This is a genomic window from Cellulomonas sp. P1_G12_2, from assembly GCF_056405535.1.
Genome location: NZ_JBFUBX010000011.1, coordinates 64,076 through 84,973 on the forward strand (window position 1 = coordinate 64,076; position 20,898 = coordinate 84,973).

The 20,898-nt window shown below is 72.3% G+C and carries 16 protein-coding genes and 1 rRNA gene; 13 read left to right on the top strand and 4 right to left on the bottom strand.

The genetic code is table 11. From position 1 onward, the window contains the following. Positions 1 to 113 precede the first annotated feature (113 nt). Entirely contained in the window at positions 114 to 5,057 is a 4,944-nt protein-coding gene (locus AC1DXT_RS20455) for an ExeM/NucH family extracellular endonuclease (protein ID WP_477063112.1), read from the top strand. 69 nt (positions 5,058 to 5,126) lie between these two features. Here AC1DXT_RS20455 and AC1DXT_RS20460 read toward each other — a convergent pair whose 3' ends face one another. The 4 genes from AC1DXT_RS20460 to AC1DXT_RS20475 form a co-directional block, all read right to left on the bottom strand. Further along, entirely contained in the window at positions 5,127 to 6,413 is a 1,287-nt protein-coding gene (locus AC1DXT_RS20460; RefSeq protein WP_477063113.1) for a TrpB-like pyridoxal phosphate-dependent enzyme, read from the bottom strand. Between the two features lie 95 nt (positions 6,414 to 6,508). Then, positions 6,509 to 7,009 carry a GNAT family N-acetyltransferase gene (locus AC1DXT_RS20465; protein WP_477063114.1) on the bottom strand — a complete coding sequence of 167 codons (501 nt, stop codon included), beginning with the start codon at positions 7,007 to 7,009 and terminating at the stop codon, positions 6,509 to 6,511. After that, positions 6,997 to 7,743, bottom strand: coding sequence for a DsbA family oxidoreductase (locus tag AC1DXT_RS20470; RefSeq protein ID WP_477063115.1), 747 nt, complete (start codon positions 7,741 to 7,743; stop codon positions 6,997 to 6,999). Before AC1DXT_RS20470 ends, AC1DXT_RS20465 begins: the two co-directional genes overlap by 13 nt. Next, a complete protein-coding gene (locus tag AC1DXT_RS20475) occupies positions 7,740 to 8,723 on the bottom strand; it encodes a quinone oxidoreductase family protein (RefSeq protein ID WP_477063128.1) in 984 nt (327 codons plus the stop codon). Before AC1DXT_RS20475 ends, AC1DXT_RS20470 begins: the two co-directional genes overlap by 4 nt. An 83-nt stretch (positions 8,724 to 8,806) precedes the next feature. Between AC1DXT_RS20475 and argC the strand changes: the two genes are divergently transcribed. From argC to AC1DXT_RS20535, 12 genes are all read left to right on the top strand, one after another. Continuing rightward, a complete protein-coding gene (gene argC, locus AC1DXT_RS20480) occupies positions 8,807 to 9,871 on the top strand; it encodes an N-acetyl-gamma-glutamyl-phosphate reductase (RefSeq protein ID WP_477063116.1) in 1,065 nt (354 codons plus the stop codon). Then, positions 9,868 to 11,073, top strand: a complete 1,206-nt coding sequence (argJ, locus tag AC1DXT_RS20485) for a bifunctional glutamate N-acetyltransferase/amino-acid acetyltransferase ArgJ (protein WP_477063117.1) — start codon at positions 9,868 to 9,870, stop codon at positions 11,071 to 11,073. Before argC ends, argJ begins: the two co-directional genes overlap by 4 nt. Continuing rightward, positions 11,070 to 12,044 carry an acetylglutamate kinase gene (argB, locus tag AC1DXT_RS20490; protein ID WP_477063118.1) on the top strand — a complete coding sequence of 325 codons (975 nt, stop codon included), beginning with the start codon at positions 11,070 to 11,072 and terminating at the stop codon, positions 12,042 to 12,044. The genes argJ and argB overlap by 4 nt, the downstream gene beginning before the upstream one ends. Continuing rightward, positions 12,041 to 13,330 carry an acetylornithine transaminase gene (locus AC1DXT_RS20495; RefSeq protein WP_477063119.1) on the top strand — a complete coding sequence of 430 codons (1,290 nt, stop codon included), beginning with the start codon at positions 12,041 to 12,043 and terminating at the stop codon, positions 13,328 to 13,330. Before argB ends, AC1DXT_RS20495 begins: the two co-directional genes overlap by 4 nt. Continuing rightward, on the top strand, positions 13,327 to 14,259 hold the full coding sequence (gene argF, locus AC1DXT_RS20500) for an ornithine carbamoyltransferase (RefSeq protein WP_477063120.1): 933 nt from the start codon (positions 13,327 to 13,329) through the stop codon (positions 14,257 to 14,259). The genes AC1DXT_RS20495 and argF overlap by 4 nt, the downstream gene beginning before the upstream one ends. Beyond that, positions 14,256 to 14,786 carry an arginine repressor gene (locus tag AC1DXT_RS20505; RefSeq protein WP_477063121.1) on the top strand — a complete coding sequence of 177 codons (531 nt, stop codon included), beginning with the start codon at positions 14,256 to 14,258 and terminating at the stop codon, positions 14,784 to 14,786. Before argF ends, AC1DXT_RS20505 begins: the two co-directional genes overlap by 4 nt. 39 nt (positions 14,787 to 14,825) lie before the next feature. After that, entirely contained in the window at positions 14,826 to 16,064 is a 1,239-nt protein-coding gene (locus AC1DXT_RS20510; protein WP_477063122.1) for an argininosuccinate synthase, read from the top strand. After that, positions 16,057 to 17,484 (top strand): argininosuccinate lyase, encoded by a 1,428-nt coding sequence (argH, locus tag AC1DXT_RS20515; protein ID WP_477063123.1) that lies wholly within the window; start codon positions 16,057 to 16,059, stop codon positions 17,482 to 17,484. The genes AC1DXT_RS20510 and argH overlap by 8 nt, the downstream gene beginning before the upstream one ends. Continuing rightward, a complete protein-coding gene (locus AC1DXT_RS20520; RefSeq protein ID WP_477063124.1) occupies positions 17,481 to 18,032 on the top strand; it encodes a nucleoside/nucleotide kinase family protein in 552 nt (183 codons plus the stop codon). The genes argH and AC1DXT_RS20520 overlap by 4 nt, the downstream gene beginning before the upstream one ends. A 52-nt stretch (positions 18,033 to 18,084) precedes the next feature. Further along, positions 18,085 to 18,786 carry a DNA-3-methyladenine glycosylase gene (locus AC1DXT_RS20525; protein ID WP_477063125.1) on the top strand — a complete coding sequence of 234 codons (702 nt, stop codon included), beginning with the start codon at positions 18,085 to 18,087 and terminating at the stop codon, positions 18,784 to 18,786. A gap of 79 nt (positions 18,787 to 18,865) precedes the next feature. Beyond that, complete coding sequence (tyrS, locus tag AC1DXT_RS20530) at positions 18,866 to 20,128, top strand: tyrosine--tRNA ligase (protein ID WP_477063126.1); 1,263 nt, start codon at positions 18,866 to 18,868, stop codon at positions 20,126 to 20,128. A gap of 613 nt (positions 20,129 to 20,741) precedes the next feature. Continuing rightward, positions 20,742 to 20,898 (top strand): 16S ribosomal RNA (locus tag AC1DXT_RS20535); the annotation flags it as partial.

The following is a 20,898-nucleotide window of genomic DNA, read 5'->3' on the forward strand; positions in this document are numbered from 1 at the left end:
GTTCACTCAATAGTTACCGGGGAGTAGTTGCCACGATTCGGGCGAACAGCGAAGGTTGTCCAGGCCGTCACGAGCGGCCGCTTGTGCGTTCCCCCGACGAAAGTGAGCCCGACGTGCGCCGTGCGACGAAGTCGATCAGCGGGGGCATCGCCGCCTTCGCTCTGGCGGTGACGGGGGCGGTGGTCACAGCCGGTGCCGCCGACGCCGCTGTGGGCACCAGCCCACGCATCCTGATCAACGAGGTGTACGGCGGCGGTGGGAACAGCGGCGCCACGTACACGAACGACTTCATCGAGCTGGTCAACCCGACGAGCGCACCGGTCGACGTGACCGGCTGGTCGGTCCAGTACGCCTCGGCCACGGGTGCGTTCGGCGCGACTCTGACCACGCCGCTGACCGGCGTCATCCAGCCCGGCGCCGCGTTCGTGGTGGTCGAGGCGGCCGGCACCGGCGGCACGACCCCCGTCCCCGGCAACGTCACCGGCACCATCGCGATGAGCGGCACCGCCGGCAAGGTCGCCCTGGTCAACACGACTGCGGCGCTGACCTGCGCGGCGGCCGCGTGCCCCGCGAGCGACCCGGTGGTCGACTTCGTCGGGTACGGAGCGACCGCCAACGCCTTCGCCGGCAGCGGGCCCGCCCTCGGCGCCTCCAACAGCCAGTCGGTCACGCGCGACGGACTGCTCACCAACACCGCGAACAACGCGGGCGACTTCGCGGCGGCGACCCCGACGCCGGGCGTCGCGGGCACCCCCGGCCCCGTCACCCCGGTCGCGGCCACCATCGCCGAGGTCCAGGGGACGGGCGCGACGTCACCGCTCGCCGGCCGGACCGTCATCACGGACGGCGTCGTCACCGCGGCCTACCCCACGGGCGGGCTGAACGGCTACGTCCTGCAGACGCCCGGCTCGGGCGGCACGACCGACGCGACGCCCGGTGCGTCCGACGCGGTCTTCGTCTTCTCGTCGGCCACCGCCGGCGCGGTCGCGATCGGTGACCACGTCCAGGTCACCGGCGTCGTCTCGGAGTTCAACGGCCTGACGGAGATCACGGTCTCCGCGGCCGCGGACCTCGTGCCGCTGCCGGCCGCCGCCGCGGTGACACCGGTGTCGGGCACGTGGCCGACCACCGACGCCGCGCGCGAGGCGCTCGAGTCGATGCTGTTCCAGCCGACCGGTGCCCTGACCATCACCAACACGTTCTCCACCAACCAGTACGGCGAGGTCGGCCTCGCGGCCGGCACCCTGCCGCTGCTGCAGCCCACCGAGGTGGGTCGGCCCGGCTCGCCCGAGGCGCTGGCAGCCGTCGTGGACAACGCGGCCCGCGGGGTCGTGCTGGACGACGGGTCGTCGACGAACTTCCTCTCGGCCGCCAACTCCGGCCTCACGCCGCCGTACGTCTCGCTGACCAACCCGGTCCGCGTCGGCGCCGCGGCGACCCTCGCCGCGCCGGTCGTCGTCGACTTCCGCAACAACGTGTGGAAGCTCAACCCCACGGCCCCCGGACCGGCGGCCGTGACGTTCGAGAACGACCGCACCACGGCTCCGACCGCGGTCGGGGGTGACCTCAAGGTCGCCTCGTTCAACGTGCTCAACTACTTCACCACCCTCGGCGCCACGACGGCGGGCTGCACCTCCTACAACGACCGCACGGGCGACCCGGTCACGGTCAACACCGGCTGCGACCCGCGCGGTGCGTGGGACCCGGCCGACCTCCAGCGCCAGCAGGACAAGATCGTCGCCGCGATCAACGCGCTCGACGCCGACGTGGTGGGGCTGCTCGAGATCGAGAACTCGGCCCGCGTGGACGGGGTGGCCGACGAGGCCCTCAGCACGCTGGTCACCGCGCTCAACACGGCCGCCGGCTCCACGGTGTGGGCCTTCGTGCCGTCGTCGGCCGAGCTGCCGCCGGCCGCCGGCCAGGACGTCATCACCAACGCCCTCATCTACAAGCCCGCCGCCGTCGAGCGGACGGGCGAGTCCCGCGCGCTGGGCGACCAGAGCGGGGACGACCAGGCGTTCGGCAACGCCCGTGAGCCCATCGGCCAGGTGTTCACGCCGGTCGGCGGGGGCGCACCGTTCTTCGTCGCCGTGAACCACTTCAAGTCCAAGGGTTCCGCGGGTCCGTGGCCGGACGACGCCGACACCGGCGACGGTCAGGGCGCCTCGAACGGGTCGCGGAAGCGGCAGGCCGCCGCGCTGCGCGACTGGGTCCCGACGGTCCAGGGCGACGCCCAGGCGGTCGCGCTGGTCGGCGACTTCAACGCGTACACGCTCGAGGACCCGCTGCAGACGCTGTACGACGCCGGGTACACCGACGCCGCCACGGCGCTGGCCGACGGACAGTTCTCGTACTCGTTCAGCGGCCTGTCCGGCTCGCTCGACCACGTGCTGCTCAACGCGGCCGCCATGGCGCGCGCCACGGGTGCGGACATCTGGGAGATCAACGCCGAGGAGTCCATCGCGCTCGAGTACGACCGGTACAACTACCACGGCACGCTCTACTACGCCCCGGACGTCTACCGGTCCTCCGACCACGACCCGGTGGTCGTCGGGCTGGTCAACGGTGCGGCGAAGCCGGTGAACCTGACCCTCCTCGACATCAACGACTTCCACGGTCGCATCGACGCCAACACGGTGAAGTTCGCCGGCACGGTGGAGAAGGAGAAGGCCGCGGCGATCGCGGCCGGCGGCCCGGTCGCGTTCGTCTCGGCCGGCGACAACATCAGCGCGTCGCTGTTCGCCTCGGCGGTCCAGCAGGACCAGCCGACGATCGACGTGCTGAACGCCCTGGAGCTCAACGCGTCGGCCGTGGGCAACCACGAGTTCGACAAGGGGTTCCAGGACCTCACGGACCGCGTGATCGCGGGCGGCACGAACGCGAAGTGGGACTACCTGGGGGCGAACGTCTACCTCAAGGGCACCACGACGCCGGCGCTCGACGAGTACTCGATCATCGACATGGGCGGCGTCTCGGTCGGCGTCATCGGGGCGGTGACGGGGGAGACCCCGGCGCTGGTCAGCCCCGGGGGCATCACGCAGATCGACATCGGCGACCCGGTCGACGCCGTCAACCGCGTGGCCGCGCAGCTCAGCGACGGCAACGAGGCCAACGGTGAGGCGGACGTCCTCGTCGCCAGCTATCACGAGGGTGCGAGCGAGGGCATGCCGAACGGCACGCTCGAGGAGGAGGTCGCCGAGGGCGGCGCGTTCGCCAAGATCGTCAACCAGACCGCGGCGTCGGTCGACGCGATCTTCACCGGTCACACCCACCAGCAGTACGCGTGGCAGTCCCCGGTCCCCGGAGAGCCCGGAAAGACCCGGCCCGTCCTGCAGACCGGCAGCTACGGCGAGTACATCGGCAAGATCGTGCTGACGGTCGACCCGACCACCGGCGAGATCCTGGCGCACACCCAGCAGAACGTGCCGCGTCTGGTCGCGCCGACCGGTACCACCGAGGCGACGTTCGCCGCACAGCTGGTCGCGACGTACCCACGCGTGGCTCAGGTGAGCACGATCGTGACCGCCGCGCTGGCGTACGCCAACACGGTCGGCTCGGTCCCCGTCGGTTCGGTCAAGGCGGACATCACGACCGCCTTCACGGGCGGCACGTACGGCCCGACCGGCTACACGGCCGCCTCGACGGCGCGTGACGACCGGGCGAACGAGTCGACGCTGGGTGACCTCGTGGCGAACGCACTGCGGGACACGCTCGCACCGGACAACCTGGGTGGCGCCGAGATCGGCGTCGTCAACCCGGGCGGTATGCGGGCCGAGCTCTACTACGCGCCCGACGGCGTGGTGACCACGGCCGAGGCCAACAGCGTCCTGCCGTTCGTCAACAACCTCTGGACCACGTCGCTCACGGGCGCCCAGTTCAAGGTGATGCTCGAGCAGCAGTGGCAGATCGACGCCAACGGTCAGGTCCCGACGCGGCCCTACCTGCAGCTGGGACTGTCCGACAACGTCACGTACACCTACGACGCGGCGGCGCCGCAGGGGTCGCACATCACCTCCATCACGGTGAACGGCGAGCCGATCGACCCCGGTGCCAGCTATCGGATCGGCACGTTCTCGTTCCTGACCACCGGCGGCGACAACTTCCGGGTGTTCCTGGACGGGACGGGCGCGCGCGACTCGGGGCTCGTCGACCGCGACGGCTGGATCAGCTACCTGCAGGCGCACCCGGGGCTCGCTCCGGACTTCGCCCGCCAGGCGGTCGGGGTCCCCACGGTGCCGTCGACGGTCACGGCCGGTGACGCGCTGGCGTTCCCGGTGACCAAGCTGGACCTGACGAGCCTCGGCTCGCCGCTGAACACCAGCCTGGACGTGCGGCTCGACGGGACGTCCCTCGGCACGTCACCGGTCAGCGGCGGCAACGCCGCCGTCTCGGTGACGATCCCGGCGGGCACGTCGGCGGGCGCGCACACGCTCACCCTCGTGGCGAGCCCGAGTGGCACGACCGTGACGCTCCCGCTCACTGTCGAGGCGAGCATCCCGTCGTCGACGACGACGCTCACGGCCTCCCCGGCGAGCCAGGTGTACGGCTCGTCGTCGCGGGTGACGCTCACCGCGAAGGTGACGTCCTCCGTCCCGGTGACCGGGTCGGTGCAGTTCGTGTCCGGCACCACCGTGCTCGGCACGGCGACGCTCAACGGAAGCGGTGTGGCCACCCTGACGTTGCCGTCGACCACGCCGGCCGGCACCTACGCGGTGGTGGCTCGGTTCGCCGGCGGCGCCACGGTGACCGGCTCGGAGTCGGCACCCGTCACGGTGGTGGTCAAGAAGGTCACCACCACGACGGGCCTGACGGTCACGCGGGGCTTCCTGTTCATCCCGTCGGTCGCGATCGCCACGGTCGCCACCGACAACGGGAAGGTCCCGTCGGGCACGATCGAGATCCGTGAGGGCACCACGGTGGTCAAGCGGCTGAACGTGGTCCTGGGCATCGCGATCGGTACCGTCCCGTCGGGTCGGCACACGTACACGGCGACGTTCGTCCCGAGCGACACCGCCAACGTGAACCCGAGCACGAGCGCACCGGTCATCACCCGCTGACCGCACACGACCGAGGCCCGCGTCCCGTCAAGGGGCGCGGGCCTCGGCCGTGCTCAGACCCAGCCGTGCTCAGAGGTAGTCGTGGTACGCGGTCAGGTCCAGCACGCCGTTGCCCGAGAGCCCGATGACGATCGTCTCCGCCTCGGTGGCGGCGCGGGCGTGCGCGATCGCCCCGGCGACGGCGTGAGTCGACTCGGGTGCGGGGATGATGCCTTCGGCCCGCGCGAACAGGATGCCGGCGGCGAAGGCGTCGTCCTGGTCGATGGCGACCGCGTCGATCAGCCCGAGCTCGACGGCATGAGACACCATCGGGGCCATCCCGTGGTACCGCAGCCCACCCGCATGGATGGGCGGCGGCACGAAGTCGGCGCCCAGGGTGTGCATCTTCAGCAGCGGGGTCAGCCCGGCGACGTCGCCGAAGTCGTACCGGTACTCGCCCTCGGTCAGCGACGGGCAGGCGGACGGCTCGCACGCGACGACGCGCGTGGTGGTGCCCTCGCGAAGGTTGCGGCCGAGGAACGGGAAGCTGAGCCCGCCGAGGTTCGAGCCGCCACCGGCGCACGCGAAGACGACGTCGGCGCTCTCCTCGATCTCGTCCAGCTGGGCGAGGGCCTCCTGGCCGATCACGCTCTGGTGCAGGAGCACGTGGTTGAGCACGCTGCCCAGCGCGTAGTGCGCCTCGGGGTCGGTCGCGGCCGCCTCGACCGCCTCGCTGATGGCCATGCCGAGCGACCCGGAGGTCTCGGGGTCGGCGGCGAGCAGGGCACGGCCGGCGTTCGTGAGGTCCGACGGCGACGGGTGGCAGATGCTCCCGTACGTCTCCATCTGCATCCGGCGGTACGGCTTGGAGTCGTACGAGGCCCGGACCTGCCACACCTCGCACGTCAGTCCGAGCAGGGCGCACGCCATCGCGAGAGACGCGCCCCACTGGCCCGCACCCGTCTCGGTGGTGAGCTTCGTGATGCCCTCGGCGGCGTTGTAGTAGGCCTGCGCGACGGCCGTGTTCGGCTTGTGCGACCCGACCGGGCTGACGCCCTCGTACTTGTAGTAGATGCGCGCGGGCGTGCCGAGCGCGCGTTCGAGCCGTCGTGCACGGATGAGGGGAGAGGGGCGCCAGAGGGCGTAGATCTCCCGCACCTGCTCCGGGATCTCGATCCACCGCTCGGTGCTGACCTCCTGCATGATCAGCGCCATCGGGAACAGGGGCGCGAGGTCGTCCGGGGTCAGAGGCTCCCGCGTGCCCGGGTGCAGGGCCGGCGGGCACGGCGACGGCAGGTCCGCGGCGAGGTTGTACCAGTGCGTGGGGACCGTCGAGGGGACGGAGACACCGAGGGTGTCGAGGAGCGGGGACGTCATCAGAGCCTCCGGGGCGCGGGCCGAGTGGGGTGCGACCCCGTCGACGGTCCGCGACCGGCTCTGGTTCGCAGCGGCAGCGTAGCGCTCGGGTGCGGTCAGCCCACGACGCGGGACAGCAGCGCGACGACGACCGAGCCGCCCTTCGTCGCCTGCTCGCCGACCTGGCGGAACCCGAGGCGCTCGTGGAACGCCAGGGACTGCGGGTTCGGCGGCTCGAGGTTGACCTCGCAGGTCACGACGCTGAGCCCGAGCTCGCGGGCACGCGTGTCGACGGCGGCGTAGAGGGCACGCCCGACTCCGCGTCCGTGCGCCGCGGGGTGCACGACGATCCGGTCGACGTAGAGCGAGCCGGGGACGTGGGCGGAGAACCACAGATAGTTCTCGCTGGCGTAGGCAGAGCCGGGGGCCACCGCCAGCACGAAGCCGAGCACGGCGCCGGACTCGTCCTGCGCGACGACCGCCAGCTCGCAGTCCGGCAGGTGCGCGGTCAGCCCGTCGACTCCCAGCGCGTTGACCGCCGGCACCGCGTCGTCGTTCAGCCGGGCCAGCCCGGGCACGTCCGCCGGGATGATCGCCCGGAGGGTCAGATCGCGCACGAGTCGTCGACGCACGCCGCGGCGTCGGGGTCGGCGGTCGCCAGGGTCTGCAGCGGGTTGGCCTCGCGCCACCCGGCCTCGAGCAGCTGGGTGAACACGTCGGCGGGCTGCGCGCCGGAGACGGCGATGCGGCGGTCGACGACGAAGAACGGCACACCGGTCACGCCGAGCGCGCGCGCCTCGTCCTCGTCGGCGCGCACCGCATCGGCACCCTCGTCGCCGGCGAGCGCCGTGCGGACGGACTCCTCGTCGATGCCGGCGCCGCTGACGATGCGGACGAGCGTCTCGTCGTCGCCCAGGTCGGCGCCGTGCTCGAAGTGCGCCGAGAACAGGGCCTCGAGCGTCCGCTCGGCGAGCTCGGCGCCCCCGGTCGTCCGCGCGAGGTGCACCAGGCGGTGCGCGGCGAAGGTGTTGGCGGCCAGTGACCGGTCGAAGTCGTACGCGAGGCCCTCGCCGGCCGCCACCGCGGTGACCTGCGCGAACATGCGCTTGACCTGGTCGTGCGGGATGCCCTTGAGCGAGGCCAGCATGTCGATCTCCGGCCTCCCCGGGCCCACGGGGGTGGTCGGCGACAGCTCGTACGACCGCCAGGTGACCTCGACGTGGTCCCGGTGCGGGAAGTCCGCGAGGGCGGTCGCGAACCGGCGCTTGCCGATGTAGCACCACGGGCAGGCGATGTCGGACCAGACCTCGACGTGGAGGGTACGAACAGCATTCAGGGTGGGGATGCTCACGGGAGCAGCAGGACCTTTCCGGTGGTGGAGCGCGACTCGAGCGCGCGGTGGGYGTCGGCAGCGTCGGCCAGGGAGAACGTGGCACCGATCCGCACGTCGAGCTCGCCGGCGCGGACCGCGTCGAACAGCTCGCGGGCGCGCCAGGTGAGCTCGTCACGCGTCGCGACGTGGTCGTCGAGCGTGGGGCGTGTCAGGAACACCGAGCCGGCCGCGTTGAGGCGCTGCGGGTCGACGGGCGGGACGGGACCCGACGAGGCGCCGAACAGGACGAGGGTCCCGCGGCGGCGCAGCGAGGCCAGGGACGCGTCGAACGTGTCCTTGCCGACGGAGTCGAACACCGCGTGCACGCCGGCGCCCCCGGTGAGCGCCCGTACTTCCGCGGGCAGGTCGCGGGTCAGGTCGTCGAGCTCGCGGTAGCGGATGACGTCCGCGGCGCCGGCCTCGCGCGCCAGCCGCTCCTTGTCCGCGCTGCCGACGGTCGCGATCACCCGGGCACCGCGCTGCGACGCCAGCTGCGTGAGCAGCAGTCCCACCCCGCCGGCGGCCGCGTGCACCAGCACGTCGTGGCCGGTCTCTACGGGGAACGTCGAGGTCGCCAGGTAGTGAGCCGTGAGGCCCTGCAGGGGGAGGGCGGCGGCGACCTGGTCGGGCACCCCCTCGGGCACGAGCAGCGCCTTGGACGCCCGGAAGGTCACCAGCTCGGCGTACGAGCCCGGTGCCGACGACCAGGCGACCCGGTCGCCGACCGCGATCTCGCTGACGTCGTCGCCGATCGCGACCACCTCGCCCGCACCCTCCGAGCCCACGACGTGCGGGTAGGTCATCCGGTACACGCCCGCGCGGCGGTACGTGTCGATGAAGTTGACGCCCGCGGCGGCGACCCGGACGAGGATCTCGTCGGCGGCCGGCTCGGGGTCGGGGAGCTCGGCGAGCCCGAGGACGTCGGGTCCGCCCGCGGCGGTGGCTCGGATGGCGCGCACGGTTGCGGCAACGCGGAGGGGAGCGATCATCTTCCCGGGAATGGCGTTCGTATCTTCGTGCATCCTTGTGTATGTTCATACATATGACGTTCACGGTCGCGGTCGCAGGCGCCAGCGGGTACGCCGGCGGCGAGATGCTCCGCGTGCTCCTGGCGCACCCCGAGGCGCGGATCGGCACGCTCACCGCGCACTCCAACGCCGGCACGCTCCTGGGCGCCCACCAGCCGCACCTGCGCTCGCTGGCCGACCGGGTGCTCGAACCGACCGGCGTCGACACGCTCGCGGGACACGACGTGGTCGTCCTCGCCCTGCCGCACGGTGCCAGCGGCGCGATCGCCGCGGAGCTCGAGACACGCGGCGACGGCGCGCTCGTCGTGGACCTGGGCGCCGACCACCGGCTCGTCGACGCCGCCGACTGGGAGCAGTTCTACGGCAGCGCCCACGCCGGGACGTGGCCGTACGGCCTGCCCGAGCTCCTGCACCCGGGCGAGCGGACCGCCGCCGGGCAGCGGGCCGTGCTCGCCGCCGCTCGTCGGATCGCCGTCCCCGGCTGCAACGTCACCGCCGTCTCGCTCGGCCTCCAGCCCGGTGTGGCCGCGGGCCTGATCGAGCCGACCGACGTCGTCGCGGTGCTCGCCAACGGCTACTCGGGCGCGGGCAAGTCGCTCAAGACCCACCTGCTCGCCAGCGAGGCGCTCGGCGCCGCCCAGCCGTACGCCGTCGGCGGGACGCACCGGCACATCCCGGAGATCGCCCAGAACCTGCGCTCCGCGGGAGCGGCGGACGTGACGATCTCGTTCACCCCGACGCTCGTGCCGATGGCCCGCGGCATCCTGGCGACCGCGACGGCCCGCCTGGTCGAGGGCGTGGACCCCGCCGGCGTGCGGACGGCGTGGGAGGAGACCTACGCCGACGAGCCGTTCGTGCACCTGCTCCCCGAGGGGCAGTGGCCGACGACGGCTGCCACGCTGGGCGCCAACACCGCGCTCGTGCAGGTGACGGTGGACGAGCGCGCGGGCCGCGTGGTCACCGTCACCGCCATCGACAACCTGGTCAAGGGCACCGCCGGCGGCGCCCTGCAGTCGCTCAACCTGGCGCTCGGACTCCCCGAGACGCTCGGCCTTTCCCTGGACGGAGTTGCCCCGTGAGCACCGAGACGCTCGCCCTGCCCTCGCCCGGCGTGACCGCGGCGGCCGGCTTCCGCGCCTCCGGCATCACCGCGGGGCTCAAGGCCTCCGGCAAGCCCGACCTCGCGCTCGTCGTCAACGACGGCCCGTCGCAGGCCGCCGCCGCCGTGTTCACCACCAACCGCGTGGTCGGTGCGCCCGTCGTCTGGTCGCGCCAGGCGGTCTCCGACGGCGTCGTGAGCGCGGTCGTCCTCAACTCGGGGGGTGCCAACGTGTGCACGGGCCCCGAGGGCTTCCAGGACACCCACGCGACGGCCGAGAGGGTCGGCGCCGCCCTGGAGATCTCCCCGGGCGACGTCGTGGTCTGCTCGACCGGGCTGATCGGCGAGCGGCTCCCCATCGATGCGCTCCTCGCGGGCGTGGACGTCGCGGTGGAGGCGCTGTCCTCCGACGGGGGTCCGGACGCCGCTGTGGCGATCATGACGACCGACTCCGTCCCCAAGACCGCCCACCTCCACGTGGACGGCGACCGGGGAGCGTGGACCGTCGGGGGCATGGCCAAGGGCGCGGGGATGCTGGCACCCGGTCTGGCCACCATGCTCTGCGTGATCACGACCGATGCGGTCGTCGACGCCGAGACCGCCGCCGCCGCCCTGCGCACCGCCACCTCCGAGACGTTCGAGCGGGTCGACTCCGACGGCTGCATGTCGACCTCGGACACGGTCACCCTGCTCGTCTCCGGTGCCAGCCGCGCGGTCCCGGACCCCGCCGGCTTCACGGCCGCGCTGACCCAGGTCTGCGGCGAGCTCGCGCGCGCTCTGGTGGCCGACGCCGAGGGCGCCACGCACGACATCGCGGTGACCGTGATGGGCGCCGAGACCCAGGACGCGGCGCTCGCGGTCGCCCGGGCGGTCACGCGCTCCAACCTGTTCAAGGCAGCCATGTTCGGCAACGACCCCAACTGGGGCCGCGTGCTCGCGCAGGTCGGCACGGTGCCCGAGAGCGTGGCGGCGTTCGACCCCGCCCAGCTGGACGTCACGATCAACGGCGTCCAGGTGTGCAAGGCCGGCGGCGCCTTCCGGCCGCGCTCCGAGGTGGACCTGGCCGCGCACCGGGAGGTGCACGTGCTCATCGACCTGCACGCGGGCGGCGAGGTGGTCACCGTGTGGACCAACGACCTCACGCACGACTACGTCCACGAGAACAGCGCGTACTCCACATGAGCGACTTCACCTTCAACACGCGCACGGACCTGCGCGCCGACCAGAAGGCCGAGGTCCTCATCGAGGCGCTGCCCTGGCTGCAGAAGTTCGCGGGCGCGCTCGTCGTCGTGAAGTACGGCGGCAACGCGATGATCGACGAGGACCTCAAGCGTGCCTTCGCCGAGGACATGGTGTTCCTGCGCCAGGTCGGCCTCAAGCCGGTCGTCGTGCACGGCGGGGGTCCGCAGATCAACGCGATGCTCGACCGGCTGGGCATCGAGTCGGAGTTCCGCGGCGGCCTGCGTGTGACCACCCCCGAGGCGATGGACGTCGTCCGCATGGTGCTCACGGGCCAGGTGTCGCGCGAGCTCGTCGGCCTGCTCAACGCGCACGGCCCGCACGCCGTGGGGCTCTCGGGCGAGGACGGCGGGCTGTTCCAGGCACGCCGCCGGAGCGCGATCGTCGACGGCGTGAGCGTGGACATCGGCCAGGTCGGCGACGTGGTCAAGGTCAACCCCAGCGCGGTCCTGGACCTGCTGGACGCCGGCCGGATCCCGGTCGTGTCGACCGTGGCCCCGGACCTCGACGACCCCACCCAGGTGCTCAACGTCAACGCCGACACCGCGGCAGCGGCGCTCGCGGTGGCGCTCGGCGCGCGCAAGCTCATCGTGCTCACCGATGTCGAGGGCCTCTACACCAGCTGGCCGGACAAGTCGTCGCTCGTGCGGCGGATCAGTGCCAGCTCGCTCGCGGAGCTGCTGCCCGGGCTCGACGCCGGCATGCGTCCGAAGATGGAGGCCTGCTGGCGGGCGGTCGAGGGCGGTGTCGGCCGCGCGCACGTCATCGACGGTCGCTCGGCGCACTCGATCCTGGTGGAGGTCTTCACCTCCGACGGCATCGGCACCATGGTCCTGCCCGACGAGGAGCCCGCCGACGCCCCGTTCACCGCACCCATCCCGGTGGTGCCCCACGACCCCGAGGTGACCGCATGACCGTCGAGAACACGAACGTCCGGGCGCGGCACCGGTCGGCCGAGAGCCCGGACGCCTCGCTCCCCGTGGCTGCCACCGACGGCTCGGTCGCGCAGTGGACCGATCGCTACACGCATGCCCTCATGGACACCTTCGGCGCACCCCAGCGCGTGCTGGTCCGTGGCGAGGGCGCGTACGTGTGGGACGCCGACGGCAACCGGTACCTCGACCTGCTCGGCGGGATCGCCGTGAACTCGCTCGGGCACGCGCACCCCACGCTGACGGCCGCGATCAGCGCGCAGCTGGGCACCCTCGGGCACGTCTCCAACTTCTTCGGCAGCCCCACGCAGATCGCGTTCGCGGAGCGGCTGCTCGGCCTGGCCGGCGCTCCCGCGGGCTCGCGGGTGTTCCTCACCAACTCCGGCACAGAGGCCAACGAGGCCGCGTTCAAGCTCGCGCGCCGCAACGGTGGGACGGACCGGCCGCGGATCCTCGCGCTCGAGGGGTCGTTCCACGGCCGGTCGATGGGCGCGTTGGCGCTCACGCACAAGACCGCCTACCGCGAGCCGTTCGAGCCCCTGCCCGGAGGCGTGGAGTTCGTCCCGTTCGCGGACACCGACGCGCTGGACGAGGCGTTCGCGGTCGACGGTGACAAGGTGGCCGCGCTGTTCCTCGAGCCGCTGCAGGGCGAGGCCGGCGTCCGGCCGCTGCCGCCGGGCTACCTGGCGCACGCGCGCAGGCTCACGGCGGAGCACGGGGCTCTGCTGATCCTCGACGAGGTGCAGACCGGCATGGGCCGGACCGGTACCTGGTTCGCCCATCAGCTCCCGCACATCGGCGGCGGCATCGTGCCCGACGCCGTCACGGTGGCCAAGGGGCTGGGCGGCGGCTTCCCGGTCGGCGCGCTCATCGCGTACGGGGAGCGGACCGCGACGCTGCTCGGTCGCGGGCAGCACGGCACGACGTTCGGCGGCAACCCGGTGGCGTCGGCCGCGGGGCTGGCGACGATCGCGGTCATCGAGCGCGACGGCCTGCTCGCGCACGTCACCGAGCTCGGGGCCACGTTCCGTGCGCAGCTCGCGGGTGCGGGACTGGTCAGTGAGGTCCGGGGCGAGGGGTTCCTCATCGGGATCGAGCTCACCGCGCCCGTCGCCGCTGCCGTCGCCGCCCGTGCGCTGGACGCCGGGTTCATCGTGAACCCCTGCACGCCGACGACGATCCGGCTCGCGCCGCCGTTCCTCCTCACCGCGGAGCAGGCCGGCACGTTCGTCGAGTTTCTCGCCACGCTGCCGGAGGACCTGTCATGACCCGGCACTTCCTGCGCGACGACGACCTCAGCCCGCGCGAGCAGCGGGACGTCCTCGAGCTCGCGCTCGCCTTCCGGGACGACCGCTTCATCCGCACGCCGCTGACCGGCCCCCGCGCGGTCGCGGTCATCTTCGACAAGCCCACCCTGCGCACCCAGGTGTCGTTCACGGCCGGGATCGCGGAGCTCGGCGGCTTCCCGCTGAGCGTCGACGGGAAGCTGGCGCGGATCGGTGAGCGCGAGTCGATCACGGACACCGCCCGGGTGCTCGGCCGGCAGGTCGCCGCGATCGTGTGGCGGACGTTCTCCCAGGACCGGCTCGAGCAGATGGCCGAGTTCTCGGGCGTCCCCGTGGTGAACGCGCTGACCGACAGCTTCCACCCGTGCCAGATCCTGGCGGACCTGGCGACCATCGCGCAGCACCGCGGCGGCGTCGGGGGACTGGCCGGCCGGACGCTGGCCTACGTCGGCGACGGCGCCAACAACATGTCGCACTCGTACCTGCTCGGCGGCGCCACGGCGGGGCTGCATGTGCGGATCGGCACCCCCGCGGGGTACCTCCCGGACGCGTCGATCCTCGCGGATGCCACGGCGATCGCCGCCGACACGGGCGGGTCGGTGACAGTGGTGCACACGCTCGCCGAGGCCGTGACCGGCGCGGACGTCGTCGCCACCGACACGTGGGTGTCGATGGGCCAGGAGTCCGAGGCAGCCGACCGGGAGACGCCGTTCGTCCCGTTCCGGGTGGACTCCGCCGCGATGGCGCTCGCCGCCCCGGACGCGCTCGTCCTGCACTGCCTGCCCGCGTACCGCGGCAAGGAGATCACCGCCGAGGTGCTCGACGGCCCGCAGTCGGTGGTCTGGGATGAGGCCGAGAACCGCCTGCACGCGCAGAAGGCCCTCCTGTCCTGGTTGGTGGAGGGCACATGAGCGTCACCGTCCCGCACACCAAGGCTGCTCGGCACGCGCTGGTCACCTCGCTGCTCACCCGCGGCACGGTGCACTCGCAGCAGCAGCTGGCCGAGCTGCTCACCGCGGAGGGCGTCACCGTCACGCAGGCGACGCTGTCGCGCGACCTCGTCGAGCTGCGCGCGGTGAAGATCCGCACGCCGTCCGGGGCGCTCGCCTACGCGGTCCCGGCCGAGGGCGGCCTGCGCACCCCGGCGGCCGGCCCCGACGAGGAGATGCTCGCCGCACGGCTGGCCCGGCTCTGCGCCGAGCTGCTCGTCACCGCCGAGGCGTCCGGCAACCTCGTCGTCCTGCGCACCCCGCCCGGCGCCGCCCAGTTCCTCGCGTCGGCCATCGACCACTCGATCCTGCCGGCGGCGCTCGGCACGATCGCGGGCGACGACACCGTCCTGGTCATCGCCCGCGAGGGGGAGACCGGTGCCGCGCTGGCCGCCCGCTTCCTCGCGCTGGCCACCGACACGCCCTCGCGCACCCGTCCGTCAGACTGACCCCAGAACACCCTCAGAACCTGCGAAGAGAGAAGAACCATGACTGAGCGCGTCGTCCTCGCCTACTCCGGCGGCCTGGACACCTCCGTGGGCATCGGCTGGATCGCCGAGGCCACCGGTGCCGAGGTGATCGCGGTGGCGGTCGACGTCGGCCAGGGCGGCGAGGACCTCAACGTGATCCGCCAGCGCGCCCTCGACTGCGGCGCGGTGGAGGCCTACGTGGCGGACGCCCGCGACGAGTTCGCGAACGAGTACTGCATGCCGGCGCTCAAGGCGAACGCGCTCTACCTGGACCGCTACCCGCTGGTCTCGGCCCTGTCGCGCCCGGTCATCGTCAAGCACCTCGTGCGTGCCGCGCGGCAGTTCGGCGCCACCACCGTCGCCCACGGCTGCACCGGCAAGGGCAACGACCAGGTCCGCTTCGAGGTCGGCATCACGTCCCTCGCGCCCGACCTGACCTGCTTGGCGCCGGTCCGGGACCTCGCGCTGACCCGCGACAAGGCCATCGAGTTTGCCACGCGCAACGCGCTGCCGATCGAGACCACCAAGCACAACCCGTTCTCGATCGACCAGAACGTCTGGGGTCGTGCGGTCGAGACCGGCTTCCTCGAGGACATCTGGAACGGCCCCACCAAGGACGTCTACACGTACACGGACGACCCCACGTTCCCGCCGGTCGCCGACGAGGTCATCGTGACGTTCGAGGCGGGCGTCCCGGTCGCGCTCGACGGCGTGCCGGTCACGCCGCTGCAGGCGATCCAGGAGATGAACCGCCGCGCCGGCGCCCAGGGTATCGGCCGGATCGACATCGTCGAGGACCGGCTTGTGGGCATCAAGTCGCGCGAGGTCTACGAGGCGCCGGGCGCGATCGCGCTCATCGCCGCGCACCAGGAGCTCGAGAACGTCACCGTCGAGCGCGAGCAGGCCCGGTTCAAGCGCGGCGTCGAGCAGCGCTGGACCGAGCTGGTCTACGACGGCCAGTGGTTCTCGCCCCTGAAGAAGTCGCTCGACGTCTTCGTCGACGACACCCAGCGCTACGTCTCCGGCGACGTCCGGCTCGTCCTGCACGGCGGCCGCGCCACGGTCACGGGCCGCCGGTCGGACTCGAGCCTGTACGACTTCAACCTGGCGACGTACGACACGGGCGACTCGTTCGACCAGTCGGCGGCCAAGGGGTTCATCGAGATCTACGGCCTGTCCTCCAAGCTGGCCGCGGCGCGCGACGTCCGCTTCGGCAACGGTGTGGACCTGGGTTCGCAGGGCGGGATCAGTGGCTGACCAGGTGCCGGACGCACCGCTCGCCCTCTGGGGCGGCCGCTTCGCCTCCGGGCCGGCGGCGGCCCTGGCGGAGCTGTCCCGCTCGACCCAGTTCGACTGGCGCCTGGCGGACGTGGACATCTCCGGCTCCGTCGCGCACGCCCACGTCCTGCACGCCGCCGGCCTGCTGACCGACGCCGAGGTCGCCACGATGGTGGACGCCCTCGAGCGGCTGCGGGCCGACGTGGCGAGCGGGGCCTTCGGCCCGGCGCCCGACGATGAGGACGTGCACACCGCGCTCGAGCGTGGGCTGATCGAGCGTGCGGGCGCCGATGTCGGCGGCAAGCTGCGGGCGGGACGGTCGCGCAACGACCAGATCGCCACGCTCGTGCGGATGTACCTGCGTCGCGAGGCGCGCACGCTGGCCGGGCTCGTCCTCGACGTCGTCGACGCGCTCGTCGCGCAGGCGACCGCCGCCGGGGAGGCGCCGATGCCCGGGCGCACGCACCTGCAGCACGCGCAGCCGGTGCTGCTCGCGCACCACCTGCTCGCGCACGCCTGGCCGCTGCTGCGCGACGTCGAGCGCTGGATCGACTGGGACGCCCGTGCCGCGCTGTCGCCGTACGGGTCGGGGGCCCTCGCGGGCTCGTCGCTCGGCCTCGACCCGGCCGCCGTCGCCGCCGAGCTGGGCTTCTCCGGCCCGGTCGAGAACTCGATCGACGGCACCGCCTCCCGTGACGCGGTCGCCGAGTTCGCCTTCGTGGCCGCGATGCTCGCCGTGGACATCTCCCGGCTGGCCGAGGAGGTCGTCATCTGGGCGACCAAGGAGTTCGGCTTCGTCAGGCTGCACGACGCCTACTCCACGGGGTCGAGCATCATGCCGCAGAAGAAGAACCCGGACGTCGCCGAGCTCGCGCGCGGCAAGGCGGGACGCCTCATCGGCGACCTGACGGGCCTGCTGACGACGCTCAAGGGCCTCCCGCTCGCGTACAACCGCGACCTGCAGGAGGACAAGGAGCCCGTGTTCGACCAGGTCGACCAGCTCACCGTGCTCCTCCCGGCGTTCGCCGGCATGGTCGCGACGCTCGAGTTCGACACCGAGCGGCTGGCCTCGCTGGCACCGCAGGGGTTCTCCCTGGCGACGGACATCGCGGAGTGGCTCGTCCGCACCGGTGTCCCGTTCCGGGTCGCGCACGAGGTGGCAGGCGCCTGCGTCCGCGCGTGCGAGGAGCACGAGCCTGCGATCGAGCTGTGGGACCTGACCGACGAGGAGCTCGCGGCGATCTCGCCGCACCTGACCCCCGAGGTCCGCACGGTGCTCACGGTCGAGGGGTCCTTGGCCTCGCGGTCGGCGCACGGCGGCACCGCACCGGTACGCGTCGCCGAGCAGCTGGGGCGGGCCCGCGCCCGCGCGGCGGAGCTGCGTCCCTGGACGTCGTGATCGCCGACGAGCTCGCGGAGCGGGCGCTCGCGTCGCGCCCGCGGCTCGGTCGCGTGCGGCTCGTCGCGATCGACGGACCGGCGGGCTCAGGGAAGACCACCGTGGCGACCGCGCTGGCCGGTCGCGGTGCGACGGTGCTGCACCTCGACGACCTGTACGAAGGATGGACGGGCCTCGAGGGCTCGCTCTGGCCACGCCTGTCCGCACAGGTGCTGGAGCCGCTGCGCCGGGGTGTGCCGGGCCGCTACCAGCGGTTCGACTGGCCGACCGGGGCGTTCGCCGACTGGGTGGACGTACCCGTGCCCGACCTGCTGGTCCTCGAGGGCTGCGGCTCGGCCCGGCGCGCCGTCGACCCGCTCGCGGTGCTCCGGATCTGGGTCGAGGCGCCGGCGGACCTGCGCCTCGAGCGGGGTCTGGCGCGCGACGGCACCGACGCGCGGGAGCACTGGGTGGCATGGATGGCCGACGAGGCCGCGCACTTCGCCCGCGAACGCACGCGCGAGCGCGCGGACGTCCGGCTCGACGCGTTCGGTGCGCGCGTCCCCTGAGCGGCCTGGACCACGCCGCGGAACACCGGCGACGTGCGGCAAGATGGGCCGCGTGAGCCCGTCGGAACCGCTGGAGACACCGGACGCCGCTGACCCGCGCGCGCTCGTGGCCGTCCCGGCGCGCGTCTGGTTCAGCCGTGAGGTGCACGCCGTGGCGCGCGATCTCCTGGGTTCCTACCTCACCTCGCGCTCACCCGACGGTGACGTCACGCTCCGGATCACCGAGGTCGAGGCCTACGGCGGTGCCGACGACCCGGGTTCCCACGCGTTCCGCGGCAGGACCTCCCGCAACGCGGTGATGTTCGCCGAGCCGGGCCGGTTGTACGTCTACCGGCACCTCGGGCTGCACCACTGCCTCAACATCGTCGCGGAGCCCACCGGCCGGCCGGCCGCCGTGCTGCTGCGCGCCGGCGAGATCGTCGAGGGCACCGACCTGGCGTGGCGGCGGCGCGAGTCCGTCGGCGTCGTCGACTCGGAGCGTCAGCTGGCGCGCGGCCCCGCCCGACTGGCCGTCGCGCTCGGCCTCGACCTGCGTGCCAACGGCGCGGACGTGACGGAGGCGGGCGGCGACGTCGTGCTGCACCGCCACCAGGTCGTGGTCCAGCCGACGCACAAGTCCGGTCCCCGGGTCGGTGTCTCCGGGTCGGGCGGCGAGGGCTCGAGGTTCCCGTGGCGCTACTGGCTCACCGACGAGCGCACGGTCTCCGCGTATCGCCCGGCGTATCGCGCGCCGGCGTCGGTAGACGTCCCGTGAGGGATGACGACGCCGGCTGGACTCCCGCCCCCGACCTCTGCCTGTACCGGCCTCGACCGGACATCCACCTGGAGACCTTGTGAACCACATCCTCGACGAGCTCGAGTGGCGCGGGCTGATCGCTCAGACCACCGACCTCGACGCCCTCCGCGACGCGCTGTCCGCCGGGCCCGTCTCGCTCTACTGCGGGTTCGACCCCACGGCGCCCAGCCTGCACATCGGCAACCTCGTGCAGATCCTCACGGTCCGCCGGCTGCAGGACGCGGGCCACCTCCCGTTCGGCCTGGTCGGCGGAGCCACCGGCCTGATCGGCGACCCGAAGATGGCGGGGGAGCGCACCCTCAACGACCGGGACGTCGTCTCCGGCTGGGTGGAGCGCATCCGCAAGCAGATCGAGCCCCTGCTCCGCTTCGACGGACCGAACGCGGCCACCATGGTGAACAACCTGGACTGGACCGCGCCCCTGTCGGCCATCGACTTCCTGCGCGACATCGGCAAGCACTACCGCCTCGGCACCATGCTGGCCAAGGACACGGTGGCGCGACGCCTGAACAGCGACGCCGGGATCAGCTTCACCGAGTTCAGCTACCAGATCCTGCAGGGGATGGACTACCTCGAGCTGCACCGCCTGCACGGGATCACGCTGCAGACCGGTGGCAGCGACCAATGGGGCAACCTGCTGTCGGGCGTCGAGCTGATCCGCAAGGCCGAGGGCGTCGCCGTGCACGCGCTCACCACACCGCTGATCACCAAGGCGGACGGCACCAAGTTCGGCAAGACCGAGTCCGGCACGGTCTGGCTCGACCCGGAGCTGACCACCCCGTACGCGTTCTTCCAGTTCTGGCTCAACACCGACGACGCCGACGTGGTGCGCTACCTCAAGGTGTTCAGCTTCCGGTCCCGCGCCGAGATCGAGGAGCTCGAGGAGGCGGTCGCGCAGCGGCCGGCGGCGCGCGAGGCGCAGCGCGCTCTGGCGTACGAGGTGACCGCGCTCGTGCACGGGACGTCGGCGGCCGACCAGGTGGTCGCCGCGAGCCAGGCACTGTTCGGGCGGGGGTCGCTCGGTGACCTCGACGCCTCGACGCTGGCCGCCGCGGTTGCCGAGCTCCCGTCCGCACGCGGTGCGGCGGGCGACTCCATCGCGGACCTGCTCGCGGCGACCGGCGTCGTCGCCAGCAAGGGAGCAGCCCGGCGCGCGATCGCCGAGGGTGGAGCGTCGGTGAACAACGCCCGGGTCTCCTCCGAGGACGCCGTCCTCACCGCGGACGACCTCCTGCACGGGCGCTGGGCGGTGCTCCGCCGGGGGAAGCGGACCTTGGCGGTCGTCGACGCCGACGCCTGACCCTCTGACGAGCCCCCGGTTTCGGGGGCTCGTCAGGGCTCTGACCTGGACTTACGCACCGTCAGCCGACCCTGGTGACCGGGGTCACCGCAGCGGGATTGGACACCCGCCGCAACACGCGCGTAATGTTCTCGATGTCGCCCGAGAGGGAGGAACGGACACCGCGGATCGAACCACGGTGGCTGGTCCCTAGGGTGGCCACCCCCGCTCGTGTTGACAGGCGCTTCGTGCGCCCTGACACCGGACGGGGACGGGCTCCAGGCCCGCAGATGCTGCCGGAAACGGTGGCGGGAAGCGGTCTGAAAGCCAGGTAGGATTCAGAACGACAAAGCCTCTCGGATGAGATCGAAAGATCTCGAGGAGATGCGCGTCTGTTCCTTGAGAACTCAACAGTGTGCCAAATAGTCGATGCCATATGGCTCGCTATCGGAGGATGTTCTGTCCCGTTCGGGGTGGGGTGTTCGAGGGTGGTGGGTCTTGGTTGAGATAGGTGCCGTTTCTCCACCTCCGTGGGGTGCGGTGCCAAAATTCAGCCGAATCTGAACGGTCCTTATCGGGACCATTTCGTGTGTCGGTTGCTTCACTGCTTCGGTGGTGGGGTGCCATGTAGACATTTACGGAGAGTTTGATTCTGGCTCAGGACGAACGCTGGCGGCGTGCTTAACACATGCAAGTCGAACGGTGATGGCCAGCTTGCTGGTCTGATCAGTGGCGAACGGGTGAGTAACACGTGAGCAACCTACCCCAGACTCTGGAATAACCATGGGAAA